The 18,154-nt window shown below is 62.0% G+C and carries 15 protein-coding genes; 7 read left to right on the top strand and 8 right to left on the bottom strand.

Annotated elements, in window-relative coordinates; all coding sequences use genetic code 11:
- Positions 1 to 5 precede the first annotated feature (5 nt).
- The 4 genes from purH to hemF are packed head-to-tail and all read left to right on the top strand — an operon-like array spanning position 6 to position 5,465.
- Positions 6 to 1,598 (top strand): bifunctional phosphoribosylaminoimidazolecarboxamide formyltransferase/IMP cyclohydrolase, encoded by a 1,593-nt coding sequence (gene purH, locus KI614_RS13795; RefSeq protein WP_226406244.1) that lies wholly within the window; start codon positions 6 to 8, stop codon positions 1,596 to 1,598.
- A gap of 26 nt (positions 1,599 to 1,624) precedes the next feature.
- Positions 1,625 to 2,902, top strand: a complete 1,278-nt coding sequence (gene purD / locus KI614_RS13800) for a phosphoribosylamine--glycine ligase (protein ID WP_226406246.1) — start codon at positions 1,625 to 1,627, stop codon at positions 2,900 to 2,902.
- Positions 2,903 to 2,913: 11 nt separating this feature from the next.
- Positions 2,914 to 4,566 carry a sensor domain-containing diguanylate cyclase gene (locus tag KI614_RS13805; protein WP_226406248.1) on the top strand — a complete coding sequence of 551 codons (1,653 nt, stop codon included), beginning with the start codon at positions 2,914 to 2,916 and terminating at the stop codon, positions 4,564 to 4,566.
- Positions 4,563 to 5,465 carry an oxygen-dependent coproporphyrinogen oxidase gene (gene hemF / locus KI614_RS13810; protein ID WP_413464158.1) on the top strand — a complete coding sequence of 301 codons (903 nt, stop codon included), beginning with the start codon at positions 4,563 to 4,565 and terminating at the stop codon, positions 5,463 to 5,465. Before KI614_RS13805 ends, hemF begins: the two co-directional genes overlap by 4 nt.
- Positions 5,466 to 5,534: 69 nt before the next feature.
- Here the strand turns inward: hemF and KI614_RS13815 are convergent, their stop codons facing one another.
- From KI614_RS13815 to hemC, 5 genes are read right to left on the bottom strand one after another with little or no spacing between them, the layout of a single operon-like run.
- Positions 5,535 to 5,774, bottom strand: a complete 240-nt coding sequence (locus tag KI614_RS13815) for a hypothetical protein (RefSeq protein ID WP_226406250.1) — start codon at positions 5,772 to 5,774, stop codon at positions 5,535 to 5,537.
- Between the two features lie 30 nt (positions 5,775 to 5,804).
- Positions 5,805 to 6,989 (bottom strand): heme biosynthesis HemY N-terminal domain-containing protein, encoded by a 1,185-nt coding sequence (locus KI614_RS13820; protein ID WP_226406261.1) that lies wholly within the window; start codon positions 6,987 to 6,989, stop codon positions 5,805 to 5,807.
- A complete protein-coding gene (locus tag KI614_RS13825; protein ID WP_226406262.1) occupies positions 6,986 to 8,029 on the bottom strand; it encodes a uroporphyrinogen-III C-methyltransferase in 1,044 nt (347 codons plus the stop codon). Before KI614_RS13825 ends, KI614_RS13820 begins: the two co-directional genes overlap by 4 nt.
- Positions 8,026 to 8,808 carry a uroporphyrinogen-III synthase gene (locus KI614_RS13830; RefSeq protein ID WP_226406263.1) on the bottom strand — a complete coding sequence of 261 codons (783 nt, stop codon included), beginning with the start codon at positions 8,806 to 8,808 and terminating at the stop codon, positions 8,026 to 8,028. Before KI614_RS13830 ends, KI614_RS13825 begins: the two co-directional genes overlap by 4 nt.
- Complete coding sequence (gene hemC, locus KI614_RS13835; protein ID WP_203467646.1) at positions 8,805 to 9,740, bottom strand: hydroxymethylbilane synthase; 936 nt, start codon at positions 9,738 to 9,740, stop codon at positions 8,805 to 8,807. The genes KI614_RS13830 and hemC overlap by 4 nt, the downstream gene beginning before the upstream one ends.
- 42 nt (positions 9,741 to 9,782) lie before the next feature.
- Between hemC and KI614_RS13840 the strand changes: the two genes are divergently transcribed.
- The gene (locus KI614_RS13840; protein ID WP_226406264.1) at positions 9,783 to 10,406 is read left to right on the top strand and encodes a methyltransferase domain-containing protein; all 624 of its coding nucleotides are present in this window, start codon (positions 9,783 to 9,785) and stop codon (positions 10,404 to 10,406) included.
- On the opposite strand, the gene KI614_RS13845 is transcribed toward KI614_RS13840, so the two are convergent.
- Positions 10,316 to 11,521, bottom strand: a complete 1,206-nt coding sequence (locus KI614_RS13845; RefSeq protein WP_226406265.1) for a PepSY-associated TM helix domain-containing protein — start codon at positions 11,519 to 11,521, stop codon at positions 10,316 to 10,318. The two genes, KI614_RS13840 and KI614_RS13845, sit on opposite strands and share 91 nt — an antisense overlap.
- A gap of 11 nt (positions 11,522 to 11,532) precedes the next feature.
- Complete coding sequence (locus KI614_RS13850; RefSeq protein ID WP_226406275.1) at positions 11,533 to 13,572, bottom strand: TonB-dependent receptor; 2,040 nt, start codon at positions 13,570 to 13,572, stop codon at positions 11,533 to 11,535.
- Between the two features lie 204 nt (positions 13,573 to 13,776).
- Between KI614_RS13850 and pepN the strand changes: the two genes are divergently transcribed.
- On the top strand, positions 13,777 to 16,374 hold the full coding sequence (gene pepN / locus KI614_RS13855; protein ID WP_226406277.1) for an aminopeptidase N: 2,598 nt from the start codon (positions 13,777 to 13,779) through the stop codon (positions 16,372 to 16,374).
- A gap of 132 nt (positions 16,375 to 16,506) precedes the next feature.
- Positions 16,507 to 17,706 carry an EAL domain-containing protein gene (locus KI614_RS13860; protein ID WP_226406278.1) on the top strand — a complete coding sequence of 400 codons (1,200 nt, stop codon included), beginning with the start codon at positions 16,507 to 16,509 and terminating at the stop codon, positions 17,704 to 17,706.
- On the opposite strand, the gene KI614_RS13865 is transcribed toward KI614_RS13860, so the two are convergent.
- A complete protein-coding gene (locus KI614_RS13865) occupies positions 17,703 to 18,128 on the bottom strand; it encodes a hypothetical protein (protein WP_226406279.1) in 426 nt (141 codons plus the stop codon). The two genes, KI614_RS13860 and KI614_RS13865, sit on opposite strands and share 4 nt — an antisense overlap.
- Positions 18,129 to 18,154 lie beyond the last annotated feature (26 nt).

Genomic DNA, 18,154 nt, shown 5'->3' on the forward strand with positions numbered 1-18,154 from the left:
TCGCCATGACCATCAAACAAGCCCTGATTTCGGTCTCCGACAAGACCGGCGTTCTCGAATTTGCCCAAGGCCTCGCTGCCCAGGGCGTCAATCTGTTGTCCACCGGCGGCACCGCCAAAATGCTGCGCGATGCCGGGTTGACCGTGACAGAGATCGGTGACTACACCGGCTTCCCGGAAATGCTCGACGGTCGCGTCAAGACGCTGCACCCGAAGGTGCACGGCGGCATTCTGGCCCGTCGCGACCTGGCCGAGCACATGGCAACGATCGAAGCCCACGGCATCCCGATGATTGATCTGGTTTGCGTCAATCTCTACCCGTTCGCCGCGACCATTGCCAAGGCGGGCGTGACGCTGGAAGACGCGATCGAGAACATCGACATCGGCGGCCCGGCCATGGTCCGCTCCTCGGCCAAGAACTACGCTGGCGTGGCGATTGTCACCGACCCGGCCGATTACCAGCCGCTGCTCGCCGAAATGAAGGCCAATGCCGGCGCCCTGCAGCTGGCCACGCGTTTCGGCCTGGCCAAGAAAGCGTTCACGCACACTGCCCGCTACGACAGCATGATCGCCAACTGGCTGACCGGCCTCGACGAAGGCGCCGAAGCCAAGCCGGCCGAAGCCGCACCGGTCCCGGCCATCTTCCCGGCCAAGCTGCAACTGGCTTTCGACCGCACCGAAATCCTGCGCTACGGCGAAAACTCGCACCAGAGCGCGGCTTTCTACCGTGACACCGAACGCCTGCCGGGTGCGATTGCCAATTACACCCAGTTGCAGGGCAAGGAACTGTCCTACAACAACATCGCCGACTCCGATGCGGCCTGGGAATGCGTCAAGTCCTTCGACGTTCCGGCTTGCGTCATCGTCAAGCATGCCAATCCGTGTGGCGTCGCCATCGACGGCACGCTGCTCGGCGCCTACGAAAAGTCGTTCAAGACCGATTCGACCTCGGCCTTCGGCGGCATCATCGCCTTCAACCGTGAAGTCGGTATCGATGTCGTCAACGCGATGAGCGAGCGCAAGCACTTCGTTGAGGTATTGATCGCGCCCTTCTTCTCCGAGGAAGCCCTGACCGCTCTCGCCGCCAAGCAGAACCTGCGCGTACTGATCGTGCCGATGGCGCGTGACCTCAACAAGCTCGAATTGAAGCGCGTTGGCGGTGGCCTGCTGGTTCAAACCGCAGACAACTTCACGGCTCAGGCTTCCTGCCTGAAGATCGTCACCAAGGTCCAGCCGACGGCCCAGCAGATCGAAGACCTGCTGTTCGCCGAACGCGTCGCCAAGTTCGTCAAATCCAACGCCATCGTTTTCTGTGGCGGCGGCATGACGCTCGGCGTCGGTGCCGGCCAGATGAGCCGTGTCGACTCGACCAAGATTGCCAGCATCAAGGCCCAGCACGCCGGCCTGTCGCTGCAAGGCTCGGTCGTCGCGTCGGATGCTTTCTTCCCGTTCCGCGACGGCGTCGATGTCCTGGCCGAAGCCGGTGCCAAGGCCGTCATCCAGCCGGGCGGTTCGATGCGCGACGAGGAAGTCATCGCCGCAGCCGATGAACATGGCCTGGCCATGGTCTTCACTGGCGCCCGCCACTTCCGTCATTAATAAAAACAGTCCCAAAGAGATCAGCCATGAAACTACTGGTAATCGGTTCCGGCGGCCGCGAGCACGCCATGGCCTGGCGCCTGGCCCAGACACCGGGCATGCAAAAGGTTTATGTCGCACCGGGCAATGCCGGCACGGCACGCGAGCATGAACTGGAAAACATCAACATCACCGATCCGGCAGCATTGGCTGATTTCGCCGAGCAAAACAATGTTCACCTCACGCTGGTCGGCCCGGAAGCCCCGCTGGCCGCCGGCGTAGTGAATATTTTCCGGGCGCGTGGCCTGAAAATCTTTGGCCCGACCAAGGAAGCCGCCCAGCTCGAATCCTCCAAGGATTTCGCCAAGCGTTTCATGGCGCGCCACAACATCCCGACAGCCGGTTTCGGCACCTTCACGGATGCGGCCGAAGCCCACGCCTATATCGACCAGCAAGGTGCGCCTATCGTCATCAAGGCGGATGGCCTGGCTGCCGGCAAGGGGGTTGTCGTGGCGATGAGCCTCGAAGAAGCCCACGCTGCAATCGACGACATGCTGTCCGGCAACAAGCTGGGCGAAGCCGGGGCCCGCGTCGTGATCGAGGAATTCCTCGATGGCGAAGAGGCCAGCTTCATTGTCATGGTCGACGGCAAGAATGTGCTCGCCCTGGCTTCCAGCCAGGACCACAAGCGTATCTTCGACGGCGACCAGGGTCCGAACACCGGCGGCATGGGCGCCTATTCGCCAGCGCCGTGCGTAACGCCGGAAGTGCACGCCAAGGCGATGCGCGAAATCATCCTGCCCACGGTACGCGGCATGGCAGCCGACGGCATCCAGTACACCGGCTTCCTCTACGCTGGCCTGATGATCAGCAAGGATGGCAGCGTCAAGACGCTGGAATTCAACTGTCGCATGGGCGACCCGGAAACCCAGCCGATCCTGATGCGCCTGAAGTCCGACTTCGTTGATCTGATCGAACACGGCATCAATGGCACGCTCGACCAGGTTGAAGCGGAATGGGACCGTCGCATTGCGCTGGGGGTCGTTCTGGCGGCCGCCAATTACCCGGAAACGCCGCGCAAGGGCGATGTGATCCACGGCCTGCCGGCGGGCAACAGCTTCGGCGAGGATGCTCACGTTTTCCACGCCGGCACGGCCGAACAAGATGGCAAGGCTGTCACCAGCGGTGGGCGTGTCCTGTGTGTCACCGCCCTTGGCGAGAACGTCAAGCTGGCCCAGAAACTGGCCTATGAATCAGCCGTCCAGATTCAGTTTGACGGCATGCAATTCCGCAAGGATATCGGCCACCGGGCGGTTGCCCGCTAGAGCCGTAAGCCATGTGGCCGCACCTCGGCAGCAGTTTGAGAACTCGCATTGCTGCCGTGGCCGGCCTGTTGTTTCTGATCGGCATCGGCCTGACCACCTTCTTCGTTGCCCGCATTCTGTACGATGAAATGCAGGCCATGCTGTTCAGGCAGCAGCTGACGACAGCCAACTACATCGCCCGCGACATCGACAGCAAACTGTCGCTGCGGATGGACAGCCTCAAGCGTGTCGCCGACAACCTGCCGCACCATCTGCTCGCCAAGCCCAAGGAACTGCAGGACTGGCTGGATGATCGCAAAGCGATCCACACGCTGTTCCCGACCGGCCTGATGATCATTCCGCCGGATGGCGGCGCAGTTCTGGCCGACAGTCCGCGCCTCGAAAGTCGGCCCAAATCATTCGTCGACCGCGACTGGTTCATCAGTGCTACGACCACTCGTCGCGCCACCTTCAGCAAACCGCTGGTTGCCCGAGCCACACAGCAACCGGCGATCGTGCTCGCCATCCCCATCTTCGACGACAACCAGCAATTAATCGCCCTCATGGCGGGGGTCACCCCCCTGACCAGCCCCGGCTTTCTGGACCTGATCCAAGGGACGGCCCCCGGCAAGACCGGCAGCTATCAGCTAATCTCGCCCCGCCACCACAGCTACGCACTGACCTCGGACCCGGGCAAATCATCACGCCCCCTACCCGAGGCCGGCCATGATCTGGCATTGGACCGAGCCCTGGCCGGCGTCCGCGGGATCGACATCGTCCGCAACAGTGACAACATCAACGAACTGATCGCCACCGTCGAAATCCCGCAAACCGGCTGGCTCCTGATTGCCCGCTGTCCGACCAGCGAAGCCTTTGCCCCGGTCTGGAACAGTGTTCGCAATACCCTGCTGATTGCCGGCCTGCTCTCCTTGCCGATCATCATCCTGCTGCTGGCCGCCCTGAACCGCCTGCTGGCGCCTCTCGGTCGCCTGGCCAAGGAGTTGCATGACATGTCGGAAGGCACCCGGCCAATGCAACCGCTACTCAGCGAATATCAGGATGAAGTCGGAGATGTCGCCAGCAGTTTCAACCGCCTCCAGGAAAAGCTGCTTGAGCAGGAACGACGACTGGCTGAAATGGCTCACCACGACCCTTTGACCGGCCTGCCCAACCGTCTGCTGATCAACAACCGGCTGGACAAGGAACTGCAGCGGATACGCCGTAGCGGCCGTGGTCTGGCGCTCTTGTTTCTCGACCTTGATGGATTCAAACCGGTTAACGATCTGCACGGCCATCAAGTCGGCGATCTGTTGCTGACAGAAATCGCACACCGACTTCAAGGCTGCATTCGCGAAGTGGACACCGTTGCCCGTCTGGGCGGTGACGAATTCCTGATTCTGGTCAGCGACTGCGAAGCACCGCGCGATGCAGCGGAACGGATTGCCGAAGCCTGCATCGCCGCGATAGGAAAACCCGTCCGGATCGATGATCTGGCCATCCGGATCGGCGTTTCAATCGGCATTTCCTTTGTCGGCGCGGCCACCGACGATATGCTGTCGGCCAGCCAACTGCTGAGCCAGGCAGACATTGCGATGTATCGCGCCAAGGCGGATGGTCGCAACCGTTACTCGGTCTACCGCCAGAACAACGAACCCTCCAGCAAGGACTCAAGACAAAAAACATGATCCCGACAGACACCCTCAAAACATTCTTTACCGGCCTGCAAAGCCGCATTGTCAGCCAGCTTGAAGCCTTTGACGGCCAAGCTTTCCGCACCGACTCCTGGGACCGCCCCGAGGGCGGCGGCGGGATTTCCCGACTGATCGAAGAAGGCAATTTCTTTGAACGCGGCGGGGTCAATTTCTCGCACGTCACCGGTCAGTCGCTGCCAGCCTCGGCCACCGCCGTGCGCCCCCAGTTGGCCGGGCGCGCCTGGGAGGCAATGGGCGTCTCGCTGGTGCTGCATCCGCGTAATCCGTATTGCCCGACGGCCCATATGAACGTCCGTTGCTTCGTGGCACGCAAGGAAGGCGAAGAAGATGTCTGGTGGTTCGGCGGCGGCATGGACATGACGCCTTACTACGGTCAACGCGAAGATGTGGCCCATTTTCACCAGACCTGCAAGGACGCACTGACGCCCTTCGGCGAAAGCGTTTACCCGAAATACAAGAAATGGTGCGATGAGTACTTTTTCCTCAAGCACCGTAACGAGCCACGCGGCGTCGGCGGCATCTTCTACGACGATCTGAGCGAAGGGGGCTTCGAGCGCTGCTTCGACCTGACCCAGGCGGTAGGCAATGCCTTTACCCAGGCTTATCTGCCGGTGCTGGCCAAGCGTCGTGAAACGCCCTACGGCGAACGCGAGCGCGACTTTCAGGCTTATCGCCGCGGCCGTTACGTCGAATTCAACCTGGTCTGGGATCGCGGCACGCTATTCGGACTGCAATCCGGCGGACGCACCGAATCCATCCTGATGTCGCTCCCGCCGATCGTCAAATGGCGCTACGACTGGCAACCGGAAGCCGGCACGCCAGAAGCCGAGCTTTACGAAACCTTCCTCAAACCGCAGGACTGGGCCGTATAACCGGGAAAACCAGGAAAATGGATCACCCCGCTGCTCGCAGCAACGGGATGATCGGCGCTCCGCGCAGCCTTACTTCAGCTTGCCGCGCACGACCCGGACGCGTTCCGGGTTTTTTATGCCCATCTTGCCGCCGCCACCTTCAAGGTTGCCGCAGGCACAGGCTGCCTTGATGTGCGGAACCGAATTGACGATCACCGAGCAATCCATGCACTCGTAGTACAGGTCCCCCCCCGTCGGCAAAGCAGTCGGATCCGGCGTCGGCTCGATGGGGTAAAAATTGTAAATCTTGCGCATGTCGATATTCAGCATTTGTCCCCTCGCTCCGTTTAGTCGTGGTGCCTAGCGTCCGTCGAGACTGGCGCTGGCCCGATAGTGTTTATTGGCTTCTTCCGTACGCTCAAGCTGGTCGCACAGACGCGCCAGTTCAAGATGTCCTTCCTGGGTTTCCTCGACCGACAGCGAGGCTTCCAGATAACTTTGTGCCTTGCCCCACAGACGCTGGCGGATGCACATCCGGCCCAGCGCCATGAGCAATCCGGCATCATCGGGATGTTGACCGAGCCAGGCTTCCGCCCGGGCGATCCGCGCCGTCTGGTGACCGCCACCGAGACGACCGTAAACCACCACCAAAGCCGAGTGCCAGGAGGCATTGTGACCGGCATCCAGCGCCGCCTCGATCAGTTTCTGAGCCTCAGCTTCGGCCCCTTGAGCGGCCAGAGCCTTGACCGCGGCCAGAACGACACGCCGGCCGCGCTCGGATTCGGGCAGGGCACGCAGATAATGGCTCAACTTGTCGGTATCCAGCGCACAGCGGGCGATATTGGCCAAATGCGCCTGGGTCAGGATTTCGCTAACCACCTCGACCGGCAAGGCATCGCGCTTGCTCAACTGGCGAGCCAGTTTGACAACACCGTCCCAGTCGCCCGCCCCCTGGCGGGCCCGCAACTCAAGCCGCAAGGCCGCAATATGACGGCCCTGCTTGGCCTGCAAACGCTCCAGCGAATTCAGCGCCTCGTCGAAACGGCGCGCTTCATTCATCATTTCAGCTTCAAGCATCAAGGTGGCCGCCTCAGTGCGCGGATCGTCGATTTTGGCCCGCTCCATCCAGCCCTGCTGCTTGAGCGACTCGCGCATGCGCTGGGCTGCGCGGGCCGCAATCAATGCCGACAAACCGGGCGCAGTCCCGGCGGCATGGGCCTCGCCGGCTTTTTTCAAGGCCTGGCCAAAACGTCCCTCAAACAGCAGACGCACGGCATCCTGGAAAACCAGCCCGGCACGCTCTTTCTGCCGGCGCGCCCGGTAGGCACGCACGCGTTTCGGCAAACCGAGCGCCAATGCCAGGCTGCGCAGTACGATGTAGAGGCCGGCAAAAGCCAGGGCCAGCACAAGCAGGAAGAGATTGAGCGAAATTTCTGCCCGATAGGGAGAAACGACGAACAAAACGTAGCCGTCATTCAGGCGCGCCCCCAATGCCAGGGCAACGGCAGCGGCAAACAGCCCGAGAATCCAGAGTAATCCCTTCACCGCTTTTCCTTGGCCGGACGCAAGGCACGCAGGGCGGCCAGACTTTCGTTCAGGGTCGGCAACTCGGTATTGAGTTCGACCCCGGCCATCTGGCGCAAGGCATGGCTGCTGGCCTGAACGGACTTGTCATCGCCGACGAAATGGCGCGTCAGTGCATCCTGAACCGCTTTCAGTTCATTGCGGAAACTGAGCTGATCACGCGACAGCAAGGCCAAACGGGCGCTCAGCAAACGCAGCTTGAGATTTTCGCGGAGGAAGAACGACTGACCGGGCGCCAGCAGGATTGGCTCGTCGCGATCAAAGCGCTGAATCCGGACCAGCCCCTTGAGTTGTTGCCAGACCTGATCGCCAGTCTGTTGCCACCAGCCTGAGACTTGGGCCGGCTTGGCATTTCCTGCCGTTTCCGGCGGTCGACCGTGGCTGGCCAGCGGCAATTTATCGACCCACTGCAATTGTTGTTCAAGCTGCAGGTTGATTCCGGGCAAATCAACGACCGGCAAGGCAGCCAGCCGGGCAAGATCTTTGGTGACCGCCTTGCGCAGGGGCAGGTACTGCGGACGGTCGAGTCGCGCCAGACGACTGTCGGCGGTCTGCAGCGCCAGCATCGCCACCGGCACATTGGCGGCCAGTTGCAATTGCTGGCCGGCCAGCGTCAAGGCTTGCTCAACCTCAAGCAAGGTCGCCTCTTCGCGGCTGCGCGCCATGTCCTGATAGAACGCCTGCAGTGATGCATTCTGTGTTCCGAATTCGGTCAGCCGGGCATCGGCGGCACCGAGCCGGGCCTGAATGGCTTCCAGCTGAGCCAGCATTTGCTTGCGCGCGCCCTGATCTTCTTTTTCGGCCAGATCGGCTGCGGCCAGACGCTGACTGATTTCCTGCCGGGCGGCATCCAGCTGCTGGCGGGTTTCGATCCACTGCCAGCCGGCCAGCAACAGCGCCGCCAGGGCGACGAACAACCACGGACTGGGCCGGGAAGAAGAAGGGCGAACAGGAACGGACATGTCGGTCGGGGAAGAAGGGAGTTCGTTTTCAGGCTTCATGCAGACCAATTATAAGCACGTAAACCGGCAAGAATGCCGCTATCGGCAGCATCGGTCAGAATCACCCGGTTCAGTCCCAGCGCCCGGGCATTGTCGGCAATCCGCTGGTGCGGGACGAAAAGCGGCGTAGCGCGCAGGAAATCGCGACCTTCCCGGTCAAGCAAATCAAACAGATAGCGCAACCCTTCGCTGCTCGAAACGGTCAGGCCGTCGAGCTTTCCGGCGCGCCATGCGGCGAGCAGCGGGGCCACACCATCGCCCGGCCCGGAACGGCAGTAGCAGGTGACCAGATCGACCCTTGCGCCACGCTGGCGCAGCGTATCGCCGAGCAACTCACGACCGCCGTCACCGCGAAAGATGGCCACCCGGCGACCGGTCACGCGCTCGCCGGCCAACTCAGGCAAAGCCAGCAAGGCTTCGGAGTCGAATCGTTCGGTCGGCGCAACGCAGCCACTGACGCCATGCGCCAGCAAAGCCCTGACCGTGCCTTGCCCGACTGCCGCGGGGATCAGCCCGGCAGGCCAACCGCCCGCTGCAGAAATGGCCGGCCAGGCATGGTCGACCGCGTTAGGGCTGATGAAGACAGCCAGCGCGTAATCGGCAAGACGAGCCACCGCCTCGGCGAGCGGCTGAGGATCGCGGGCCGGCGAAATTTCAAGCAGGGGAAAAATCAGCGGCTTGCCGCCAGCCGCCGCAATCACGTCGGCCAGCGGCCCGGCTTGCGCCAGCGGCCGGGTAACGACGATGGTCTGGCCGGCAAGCGGGCCGGTTGAACTCATTTGCAGTGAGCGAGTTTTTCCAGGATGGCATCGGCGCCCTTGGCGCGCAGCAAGCGGGCCAGTTGCAGGCCGAGACCTTCGTCATCGGCCGGGTCGCCGCGCAATTCGGCACTGATCATTTCCTTGCCGTCGGCCGTCGCAACAAAGCCGCGCAGCCAGAGTTGGCCGTTCTCGATGATCGCGTAGCCGCCGAGCGGCACCTGGCAGGAACCGCCCAGGGCGCGCGAGAAGGCACGTTCTGCCTTGACGCAATGGGCCGTTTCCGGATCGTTGAGCGGAGCAACAACGTCAGCCATGTCGGCCGCACCGTCGATCAGTTCGATACCCAGCGCGCCCTGGCCGGGTGCCGGCAGCGACTGTTCTGCGGTCAACACCGTTTTGATGCGGTTTTCCAGGCCGAGGCGGATCAGGCCGGCAGCGGCCAGGATGATCGCGTCGTATTCGCCGGCATCGAGCTTCTTCAGGCGGGTATCCAGATTGCCGCGCAGGCTCTTGATGACCAGCTGCGGATACTTGGCGCGCAGGATGGATTCGCGGCGCAGGCTGGAAGTACCAACGACAGCGCCGGCCGGCAGATCGTCCAGATCGTTGTATTTGTTCGAAACGAAGGCATCGCGCGGGTTTTCACGCGCCGAGATGGCGGCCAGCACGAAACCTTCCGGCATCACCATCGGCACATCCTTCATCGAATGCACGGCGAGATGCGCCTTGCCTTCCTGCATCGCGACTTCGAGTTCCTTGATGAACAGGCCCTTGCCGCCGATTTCGGCGAGCGGGCGATCAAGAATCTGGTCACCCTTGGTCGTCATGCCTAGAATGACCACTTCAGCCCCCGGATTCAGGCTGGCCAGACGGCCCTGGACATGCACGGCCTGCCACATGGCCAGACGGGATTCGCGAGAGGCAATAACAATCTTGGAGAGAGCGGACATGAGGCAGATGAAGGCGAAGTTTTCGAGGGAGGCAATCTTAGCATGAGCGACCAGCCCTCTTCCCCGACCCAGATCAAGCCGGCCGAACAACGACCGGAACATCCCGACTTCTGGTGCAAGCGCTTCGGTGAAGGCACGACGCCCTGGGATGCCGGCAAGGTACCCACCGCCCTGGCCGACTACATCGCCCGCCAGCCCGGCCCGCTCAACACGCTGATCCCCGGCTGCGGCAGCGCCTGGGAAGCCGTCCATCTGGCCGAACAGGGCTGGCCGGTCACGGCACTCGATTTTTCGCCGGTCGCGGTCGACAAGGCAAGAAGCGTTCTCGGCGATACTGCGGTCGACCTCGTTTGTGCCGACTTTTTCACTTTTACCCCGGCCGCCCCCTATCAACTGATCTACGAACGCGCCTTCCTCTGCGCCCTGCCGCGCAAGCTGTGGGCTGACTGGGGCCGGCGCGTCGCCGAACTGCTGCCCCCCGGCGGCCGCCTGGCCGGCTATTTTTTCTTGTGCGACCAGCCCAAGGGGCCGCCTTTCGGCATCTTGCCGGAACAGCTCGACGAGCTGCTCGGCGCTCACTTCGAGCGTATTGAAGATGCTGCGGTCGACGACTCGATTGCCGTATTTTCCGGGCGCGAGCGCTGGCAAGTCTGGCGCCGACGCTGAGCCGACTCACGGCGGGCACGACGACGATCCATCCAGCGCACCCCGCCGGTGACGAACAACAGCAGGGGCAACAGCCCACCGACACAGGCCAGAATGCGGCCGGCCAGACCGAAGGCCTCGCCGTTATGCAAGGGATGCATCCAGTCCAGGAAGCGATTGCCGGCTGATTCCTGCAGCGGGTCGCGCACCGCGAGAACCGCCCCCGACCAGGCATCGAGCCACACTGTCGTGCGCGGAAAACGTACGCCCGGCTCTCCGGGTTGCCACAGGCTGACGCGATAAACACCGCTGGCGCCAGCCGGCGTCTCCAACCAGCGCAGCCGGCCCTGCGGGAAAACAGCCTGGGCCAGTTGCGCCGCCCGATCCGGCGCAACCATCGTCGCCCCCGGCAGAGGCATCGACTCCCATGGCACGCTGGCCAGTTGTTCGCCGAGAATCAACGGGCGGGCCAAATCGGGCAAGGCCAGCACCGCACCGGTCAGGCAAAGGGCAAACAGCACGACCAGCCCGTAAAACCCGGCCTTGGCGTGCAGATCGTAGATCAGCAGGATGCGTCCGCCGCGCAAGCTCGGGCGCATCGCCGGCCAGCCCTTGCCTCGCGCAGGCCACCAGAGGATCAACCCGCTGAGCAGGAAAACCAGCGCCACGACCGCCAGCCAGCCGATCACCTGGCGCCCCTCCTTGCCCCACAGCAGGGTGTAGTGCAAATCGTAGATCCAGGTGACGGCGAAATCGCCCCAAAAACGGCTGCTGGTCAGCGCCAGACTGGCGGGATCGAGCGTCACGATCAATGGCGCGAAGGATCGTCCGGCGCGCTCCGGCGGCTTCATGTAACGCGCCATCAGCGGATGCCGCTCGCTCATCGGCGCCTCGATTCGCCACCCACCGGCATCATTCGGACGATGCCGGGACAGACGCGCTGCCGCCTCACTCCAACGAACCGGCTGCCCGACCTTGCCCTGGCTGGCGACCAGCGCGGGATTCAGCCACAGATCGATTTCGGTATAGAAAACCAGCAGGCTGCCGGTCAGGCCGAGCACGACCAGCAAGCCGCCCAGCGTCAAGCCCAGCCAGCCGTGCAGGCTGAGCCAGAACTTACGCCAGGATCGCCGCAAACCCACCCGCCTCAGAACTTGAGATTGACCGCGCCGTAGATGGCGCGACCTTCACCCGGGCCATGCTGGGTATTGGGCGAAATCGAGCTGTCATACCAGACGTACTCGTAGTAACGATCGGCCAGGTTGCGGACCTGCAACTGGAAGGCGACTTCCTTGCTGTACTGGTAATTGGCCGAGACATTGAACAAGGCGTAGCTGCCAAACTGGCCCTGGGTGTTCTGTCGCTCGACGTAGTAAGCGCTCTGCGCGTTGCCCCACAGCGAGAGCCGCAAGGCTTGCGTTGCCTGGTAATCGACGCCGAGGCCCAGCAGATGGTGCGGCACGTGATCGACTTCCTTGCCCAGCGTTGCCAGGCTGGCGGTATCCGCCTCGATAATCTTTGCCTTCTGCCAGGAATAGCCGGCCCACAGACCGACACTGTCCGACGCCTTGAGCCGGGCTTCGAGATCGACGCCCTGGCGGCGTGTCTTGCCGATGTTTTCGGACGCGTTGGCCGGATCATTCAGTTTGCGACCGAATTCATTGCTGGCGGTCTGCTCCCAGGTGGCAATCCGCCCTTCCAGCCGGCCCGCATCCTTCCATTTCAGGCCGAACTCCCAGCCATCATTGATCGAGACCTGCAGATCGGTTCTTTGCGTCGCGCTCTGATAGCTGCCGGCACCAACGGCAACCTGGAAAGAACGCCCCCAGTTGCCGTACAGGCTGAGCGAACGCGTCAGGTCGAACATCGCACTCAGCTTGGGCTGAGAAATGAGGCCGTAATCGAAGACATCGAAATTGGAAAACTGGCCGTTGGTAAACGAACCGGTCACGTTTTCCGAACGCATGCTGCCGTACACCTGATCAACGCGGTAAGCGGGAATGATGCGCAGTCGGTCGGTCGCCTTGATGACGGCCTGCACATAAGCACCGTAGATGTCGAAATCGAAAGCCTGATTGCGCGTCTGCCCGAGGCGAACCTGCTCCTGCGTCCGGTAGCGGCGGCTTTCGTTTTTTTGCCACTGCGCATCGAGGCCGCCTTCCAGCGCAAGCTGCTCGGTGGCCCGCCAGGTCAGCGAGGTCATCGCGCCGGTGTGGGTTTCCTGGACAAAACGCTCTTGCTGGCGGTTGACCGCAGTATCGTCGCTGAAACGCACGAAACGCTGGTCATCGATATGGTTGAGGTAGGCCTTGGTCGACCAGAACACGGTGTCGCTCAGCGAACGGTCGAAATGCGCACTCAACTGGGCAAGCTCGCGCTTGCCTTCGTCAAAGGCCGAGTGCGTACCCGACGATTCCGGACTGCTGCGTGCCACCGACTGACGCAGATAACCGGGTTCGTCCGCTTCATGTTTGTAGAGACGGGCAATCACGCCAAAGCGGGTGGCTGCATCGGGTGTGAAGAACCACTTCCCGGCCAGCGCCGTCTTGCCCGATTCGCCATGATCGCGATGCGTATCCGTGGCCTGGTGAGCGACGAAATAATTCTGGCTGAAGCTACCGTTATCGATCCCCTTGGCCAGCTGGATTTCCGTGGTATTGAAACTGCCGACACGCAGCCGGGCCTGGGTATCGTTACCCCCGATGGTCGTCACCAGGTTGGCATTGCCGGCAATATTGTGCAGGCCATAACGCGGATCGTTGGTTCCCTTGACCAGCTCGATGGCTTCGATATCGAGTGGAAAGACCATATCCAGATAAGGCATGTTGCCGTCGTTGCTGTTACTCGGGATGCCATCGATCAGCAGCTTGACGGCATTGACCGTCCCCTCGCCATTGAAGCCGCGCATCGAGAACTTGCCCGACGTGGTTCCCTGACGGAACTCGGTCAGCATGACGCCGGGCATCTGGTTGAAAAGCTGCCAGGTTCCCGACACGTTTTCCTGCTGGATACGGTCACCGCCCAGCACATTGACCGAGGTCAGCACGCTTTTAAGCGCCAGCGGACCATTCGCTGCGCTATTGACCTTGACTTCGCCAAGGGTCACCACGGCATCGTTGTCGGCCGCATGCCCGACAGCGGCAAAAGCCAGCGAAAGAAAGAGAGCGGATGTCTTGATCTGGAACATTTACGAAACCCCGAAATCACCATAAGAAATCAATAAAACACTGATTCATAGGCACTTTATTTTTAGAGGCCGCCATTCTATGGAAAAACTCCGCCCGAAGACTGCGACATAAAGTCGCACCCACCCGGCTGGCGCCTTTTGCTATGCGGGGCAACAGGCGCTTGACGTATCATCGGGCGTTCTTGTCCCACGCAGCCCAAAACAATGAAAACCGAAACCCCGCAGACGATTTACCTCAAGGATTACAGCGCACCGGCCTACCTGATCGATACGGTCGACCTCGATTTCAACATCGAAACCGGCAGTACCGTCGTCACCTCGACACTGGCCATGCGGCGCAATCCGACCGTCGCCAGCCAGCCGCTGATGCTCGACGGTGAAGACCTGGAAACGCTGAGCGTCACGGTCGACGGCCAGAATGTGCCGTTTTCGGCAAGCGCCGGCACGCTGACCATCGACACGCTGCCGGACGCCTTCACGCTGCGCACCGTCGTCCGCATCTGCCCGGACAAGAACACCCGCCTGTCCGGCATGTACCGCTCCAAGGACGGCTATTTCACGCAATGCGAAGCGCAGGGTTTCCGTCGCATCACCTGGTTCCTCGACCGCCCGGACGTCATGTCCGTATACTCGGTGACGCTGCACGCCGACCAGGCGACTTACCCGGTGCTGCTGGCCAACGGCAACCCCGTGGCGACAGGAGAAGAAGCCGACGGCCGCCACTGGGCGAAATGGGCCGACCCGTTCAAGAAGCCGGCCTACCTGTTCGCGCTGGTCGCCGGCAAGCTCGATGGCCTGTTCGACACATTCCAGACCGCCTCCGGTCGCACGGTGCAGCTCGCCATCTACGTCGAACCGGGCAAGCTCGACCAGTGCCCGCACGCCATGGAAGCCCTCAAGAAATCGATGCAGTGGGATGAACAACGCTTCGGCCTCGAATGCGATCTCGACCATTACATGATCGTCGCGGTCGGCGACTTCAACATGGGTGCGATGGAGAACAAGGGCCTCAACATTTTCAACACGAAGTATGTGCTCGCTCGCGCCGATGTCGCGACGGATACTGACTTCGAGAATATCGACCGCGTTGTCGCCCACGAATATTTCCACAACTGGACCGGCAACCGCGTGACCTGCCGCGACTGGTTCCAGCTGTCGCTGAAGGAGGGCCTGACCGTCTTCCGCGACCAGGAATTCGGCGCCGACCTGCACAATCGCCAGACCGCCCGCATCCGTGAAGTCCGCGGCCTGCGCGCCGCGCAGTTTCCGGAAGATGCCGGCCCGATGGCACACCCGATCCGGCCAAGCAGCTTTGTCGAAATCAACAATTTCTACACTGCCACGGTCTATGAAAAAGGCGCCGAAGTGATCCGCATGATCCAGACGCTGATCGGCCGCGATGGTTTCCGTGCCGGCATGGATGAATATTTCCGCCGCCACGACGGCCAGGCCGTGACCTGCGAGGATTTTGTCGCCGCGATGGCTGCCGCCAGCGGCTTCGACTTCACACAGTTCATGCGCTGGTACAACCAGCCGGGTACGCCGCATGTCGCGGTCGACGGCGTTTTCGATGCCGAATTCAACAACGGTGCCGGACGCTACACGCTGACCTTCACGCAATCCAACCCGCGCGCCAGCGATGCCGCGCCTTACCTGATTCCGGTTCGTGTCGCACTGTTCAGCCAGGAAGGCCACCTGCTGGCCGGCAGCGAGCAGACGCTGCACCTGAGCGAGACGACCCAGCAATTCCACATCGACAATCTCAAGAGCGAACCCGTGCCTTCGTTATTGCGCGATTTTTCGGCGCCGGTCATCCTCGATTTCGCCTACACACCGGCCCAGCTGACGCTGCTGCTGGCCAACGAGGATGATCCGTTCAACGCCTGGGAAGCCGGCCAGCGCCTGGCCGCGCAGCTGATTCTCGACGCCACCGCAGCGATTGCCGCCGGGCGCGCACCGGTCTGGCCGGAAAGCTTCGTCCAGGCACTGCGTCGCCTGCTCCAGACGCAAGCCCAGCGCGGCGCCGCCTTCGTTGCCGAAGCCCTGGTCCTGCCCGGCGAATCGACGCTGGCCGAAGCGCTTGAGATCGTCGATCCCGAGGCGCTGCACGCCGCCCGAAACGGCCTGCGCCGCCATCTCGCCGAAGAACTCGAAGGCGAACTGACCGGCCTCTACGCCGCCCTCGCACCGAATGCCGCCTATGCGCCGAGCAGTGAACAAGCCGGTCGGCGCGCCCTGCGCAACATCTGCCTTTCCTACCTGCTCGAACTGGATACCGACGCCGTGCGCCAGCTGGCACTCCAGCAGTTCCGCACCGCCGACAACATGACCGACCAGTTTGCCGCACTCGCCGCGCTGGCTCAGAACGACTCGGCAGAACGGAGCACCGCCCTGGCCGAGTTCTACGACCGTTGGCAAAACGAGGCGCTGGTCGTCGATAAATGGCTGGCCGTGCAATCCGCCGGTCGACTGCCGAATACGCTGGAAATTGTCAAAAACCTGACCAACCATCCGGCTTTCGACATCGGCAATCCGAACAAGGTCTACGCCCTGCTGCGCAATTTCGGCGCCAATCCAGCCCGTTTCCACTCGCCCGAGGGCTATGCCTTCATGGCGGCCAAAACGATCGAGCTTGATGCCCGCAATCCGCAAGTTGCCTCACGCCTGGCACGCTGCTTCGACCGCTGGAAAAAGTTCGATGGCGAACGCCAGAAACATGCCCGACAAGCGCTCGAAAGCATCCGCGACCACGCCGGCCTGTCGCGCGATGTGCTCGAAGTCGTGACCCGCTCACTGGGCTGAGCACCATGAGCGGCCGAGCCTGTTTATGCCCCCCATCCTCGGCCGCCCAAAATCCCCGAGAGCCCGACCAGCAGGCTTTTCCTTGCTGAAAATGCTATCGTTCATCCTTTACCCGCCAACGAGTTGAATGCCATGTCAAATGCCTTGCCGCGAGAACATCTCCCTGCCGGCCATGTCATTTGCCAGGCAGGAACACCCGGCGATTCGGCCTACCTGATCGAAACTGGATCGGTCGAAGTCCTGTCGCAGGAAGGCATCCGTATTGCCGTCCTGAGCGCCGGCGAAATTTTTGGCGAAGTCGCCCTGCTCGACCAGTTGCCGCGAACGGCGACCGTCCTGACCCTGGCGCCGACCACCTTGATGCGCATTGAACGGGCACACGTCCAGGAACTCCTCAAGCGAACCGATCCGGTCATCCGCCACCTGTTGATGCTCCTGCTCGAACGTTTCCGCAACCGCAGCGGCCACGAAAACATGCCGGGGCTCAATCCCGAGGCTGCCCTCGACAGCGACGCTGCCAACCTGACGCTGATGCTGGCCCAGGACCTGACCCATGCCATGGCCAACGGCCTGCTGGAACTGGCCTACCAACCGCTGATCAGCCTGCCGGAACGCAACCTGATCGGCTTCGAGGCGCTCATCCGCTGGCAGCACCCGCTGCTCGGCAGTGTCATGCCGACCAAACTGATCAGCCTGGCCGAAAAGACCGGCCTGATCCACCCGCTCGGTCTGTGGGTCCTGCAACGTGCGATGAACGACTGGCCGGTCCTGCGCAGCTATTGCCAGCCCGGCGCACTCAATACGCCCTTCATCAGCGTCAATCTTTCACCGGCCGAACTGGGCAATCCGCAGATTGTCGAGTCGATTGCCCGCTTTCTCGACGAAGGCGGCATTCCGCCCCATGAACTGCAAATCGAGCTGACCGAATCGGCCGTCATCGAAGACCTGCCGAGCGCCAAGGATGTATTGCAAAAACTGGCGGCAACGGGCGTCGCGATTGCCCTCGACGACTTCGGCACGGGCTACGCCAGCTTCGATTACCTCAACACCTTGCCGATTTCCTGCCTGAAAATCGACCAGACCTTCATCCAGGAAATACTGGTTTCTCCACGCCGGCGCGAAATTGTCCAGACCTCGGTCAATCTGGCCCGCTCGCTCGGCCTGATCAGCATTGCCGAAGGCATTGAAGACGAGAGCACTTCGGATCTGCTGGTCGAACTCGGCTGCGGCATTGCCCAGGGCTACTTCTACGCCCGTCCGCTCAGTCTGCAGGCAATTCCGAAATGGCTGGACGAAGCCCGCATCCTGGGGCGCGTCAGCCGCAGCGACTAAGCCTCGGCGGCGCGAAGCACCTCAGCCAGCCAGACTTTGGCTGGCTCGACCGAGGGAAACACTGCCGATACCAGCAGGCCTTCATACATCGCACGATAGGTCGGCAACAGCAAGGCATAGCCCTCGACATCTGGCGCAATCACCCAGGCCAGGGCAAGCAAACGCGAACGCCCCTTGTTCTCGGCCACCGCCTGCCGTCCCGCCTTGATCACGTCGAGGCTCGAGACCATGGTATCGGTCAGGATGACGATCGAGCCCCATGGTTTTCCCGTCGCTTCCAGTTGTTCAACCAGCGGCTGCGACTGCCGGCCGCACTCCTGATGCATTTCGATATTCCATGAGCCGCTGACCGTGGCAATCAGAAACGGCCCCTCGACCACAGCCTGATACTGGCCGTGAGGCCGAAACAATTCATGCGGCATGTCACTCTCCCTGAATATGCGTTGCC

The sequence above is a fragment of the Dechloromonas denitrificans genome (genome assembly GCF_020510665.1).
GTDB classification, from domain to species: Bacteria; Pseudomonadota; Gammaproteobacteria; order Burkholderiales; family Rhodocyclaceae; genus Azonexus; species Azonexus denitrificans_B.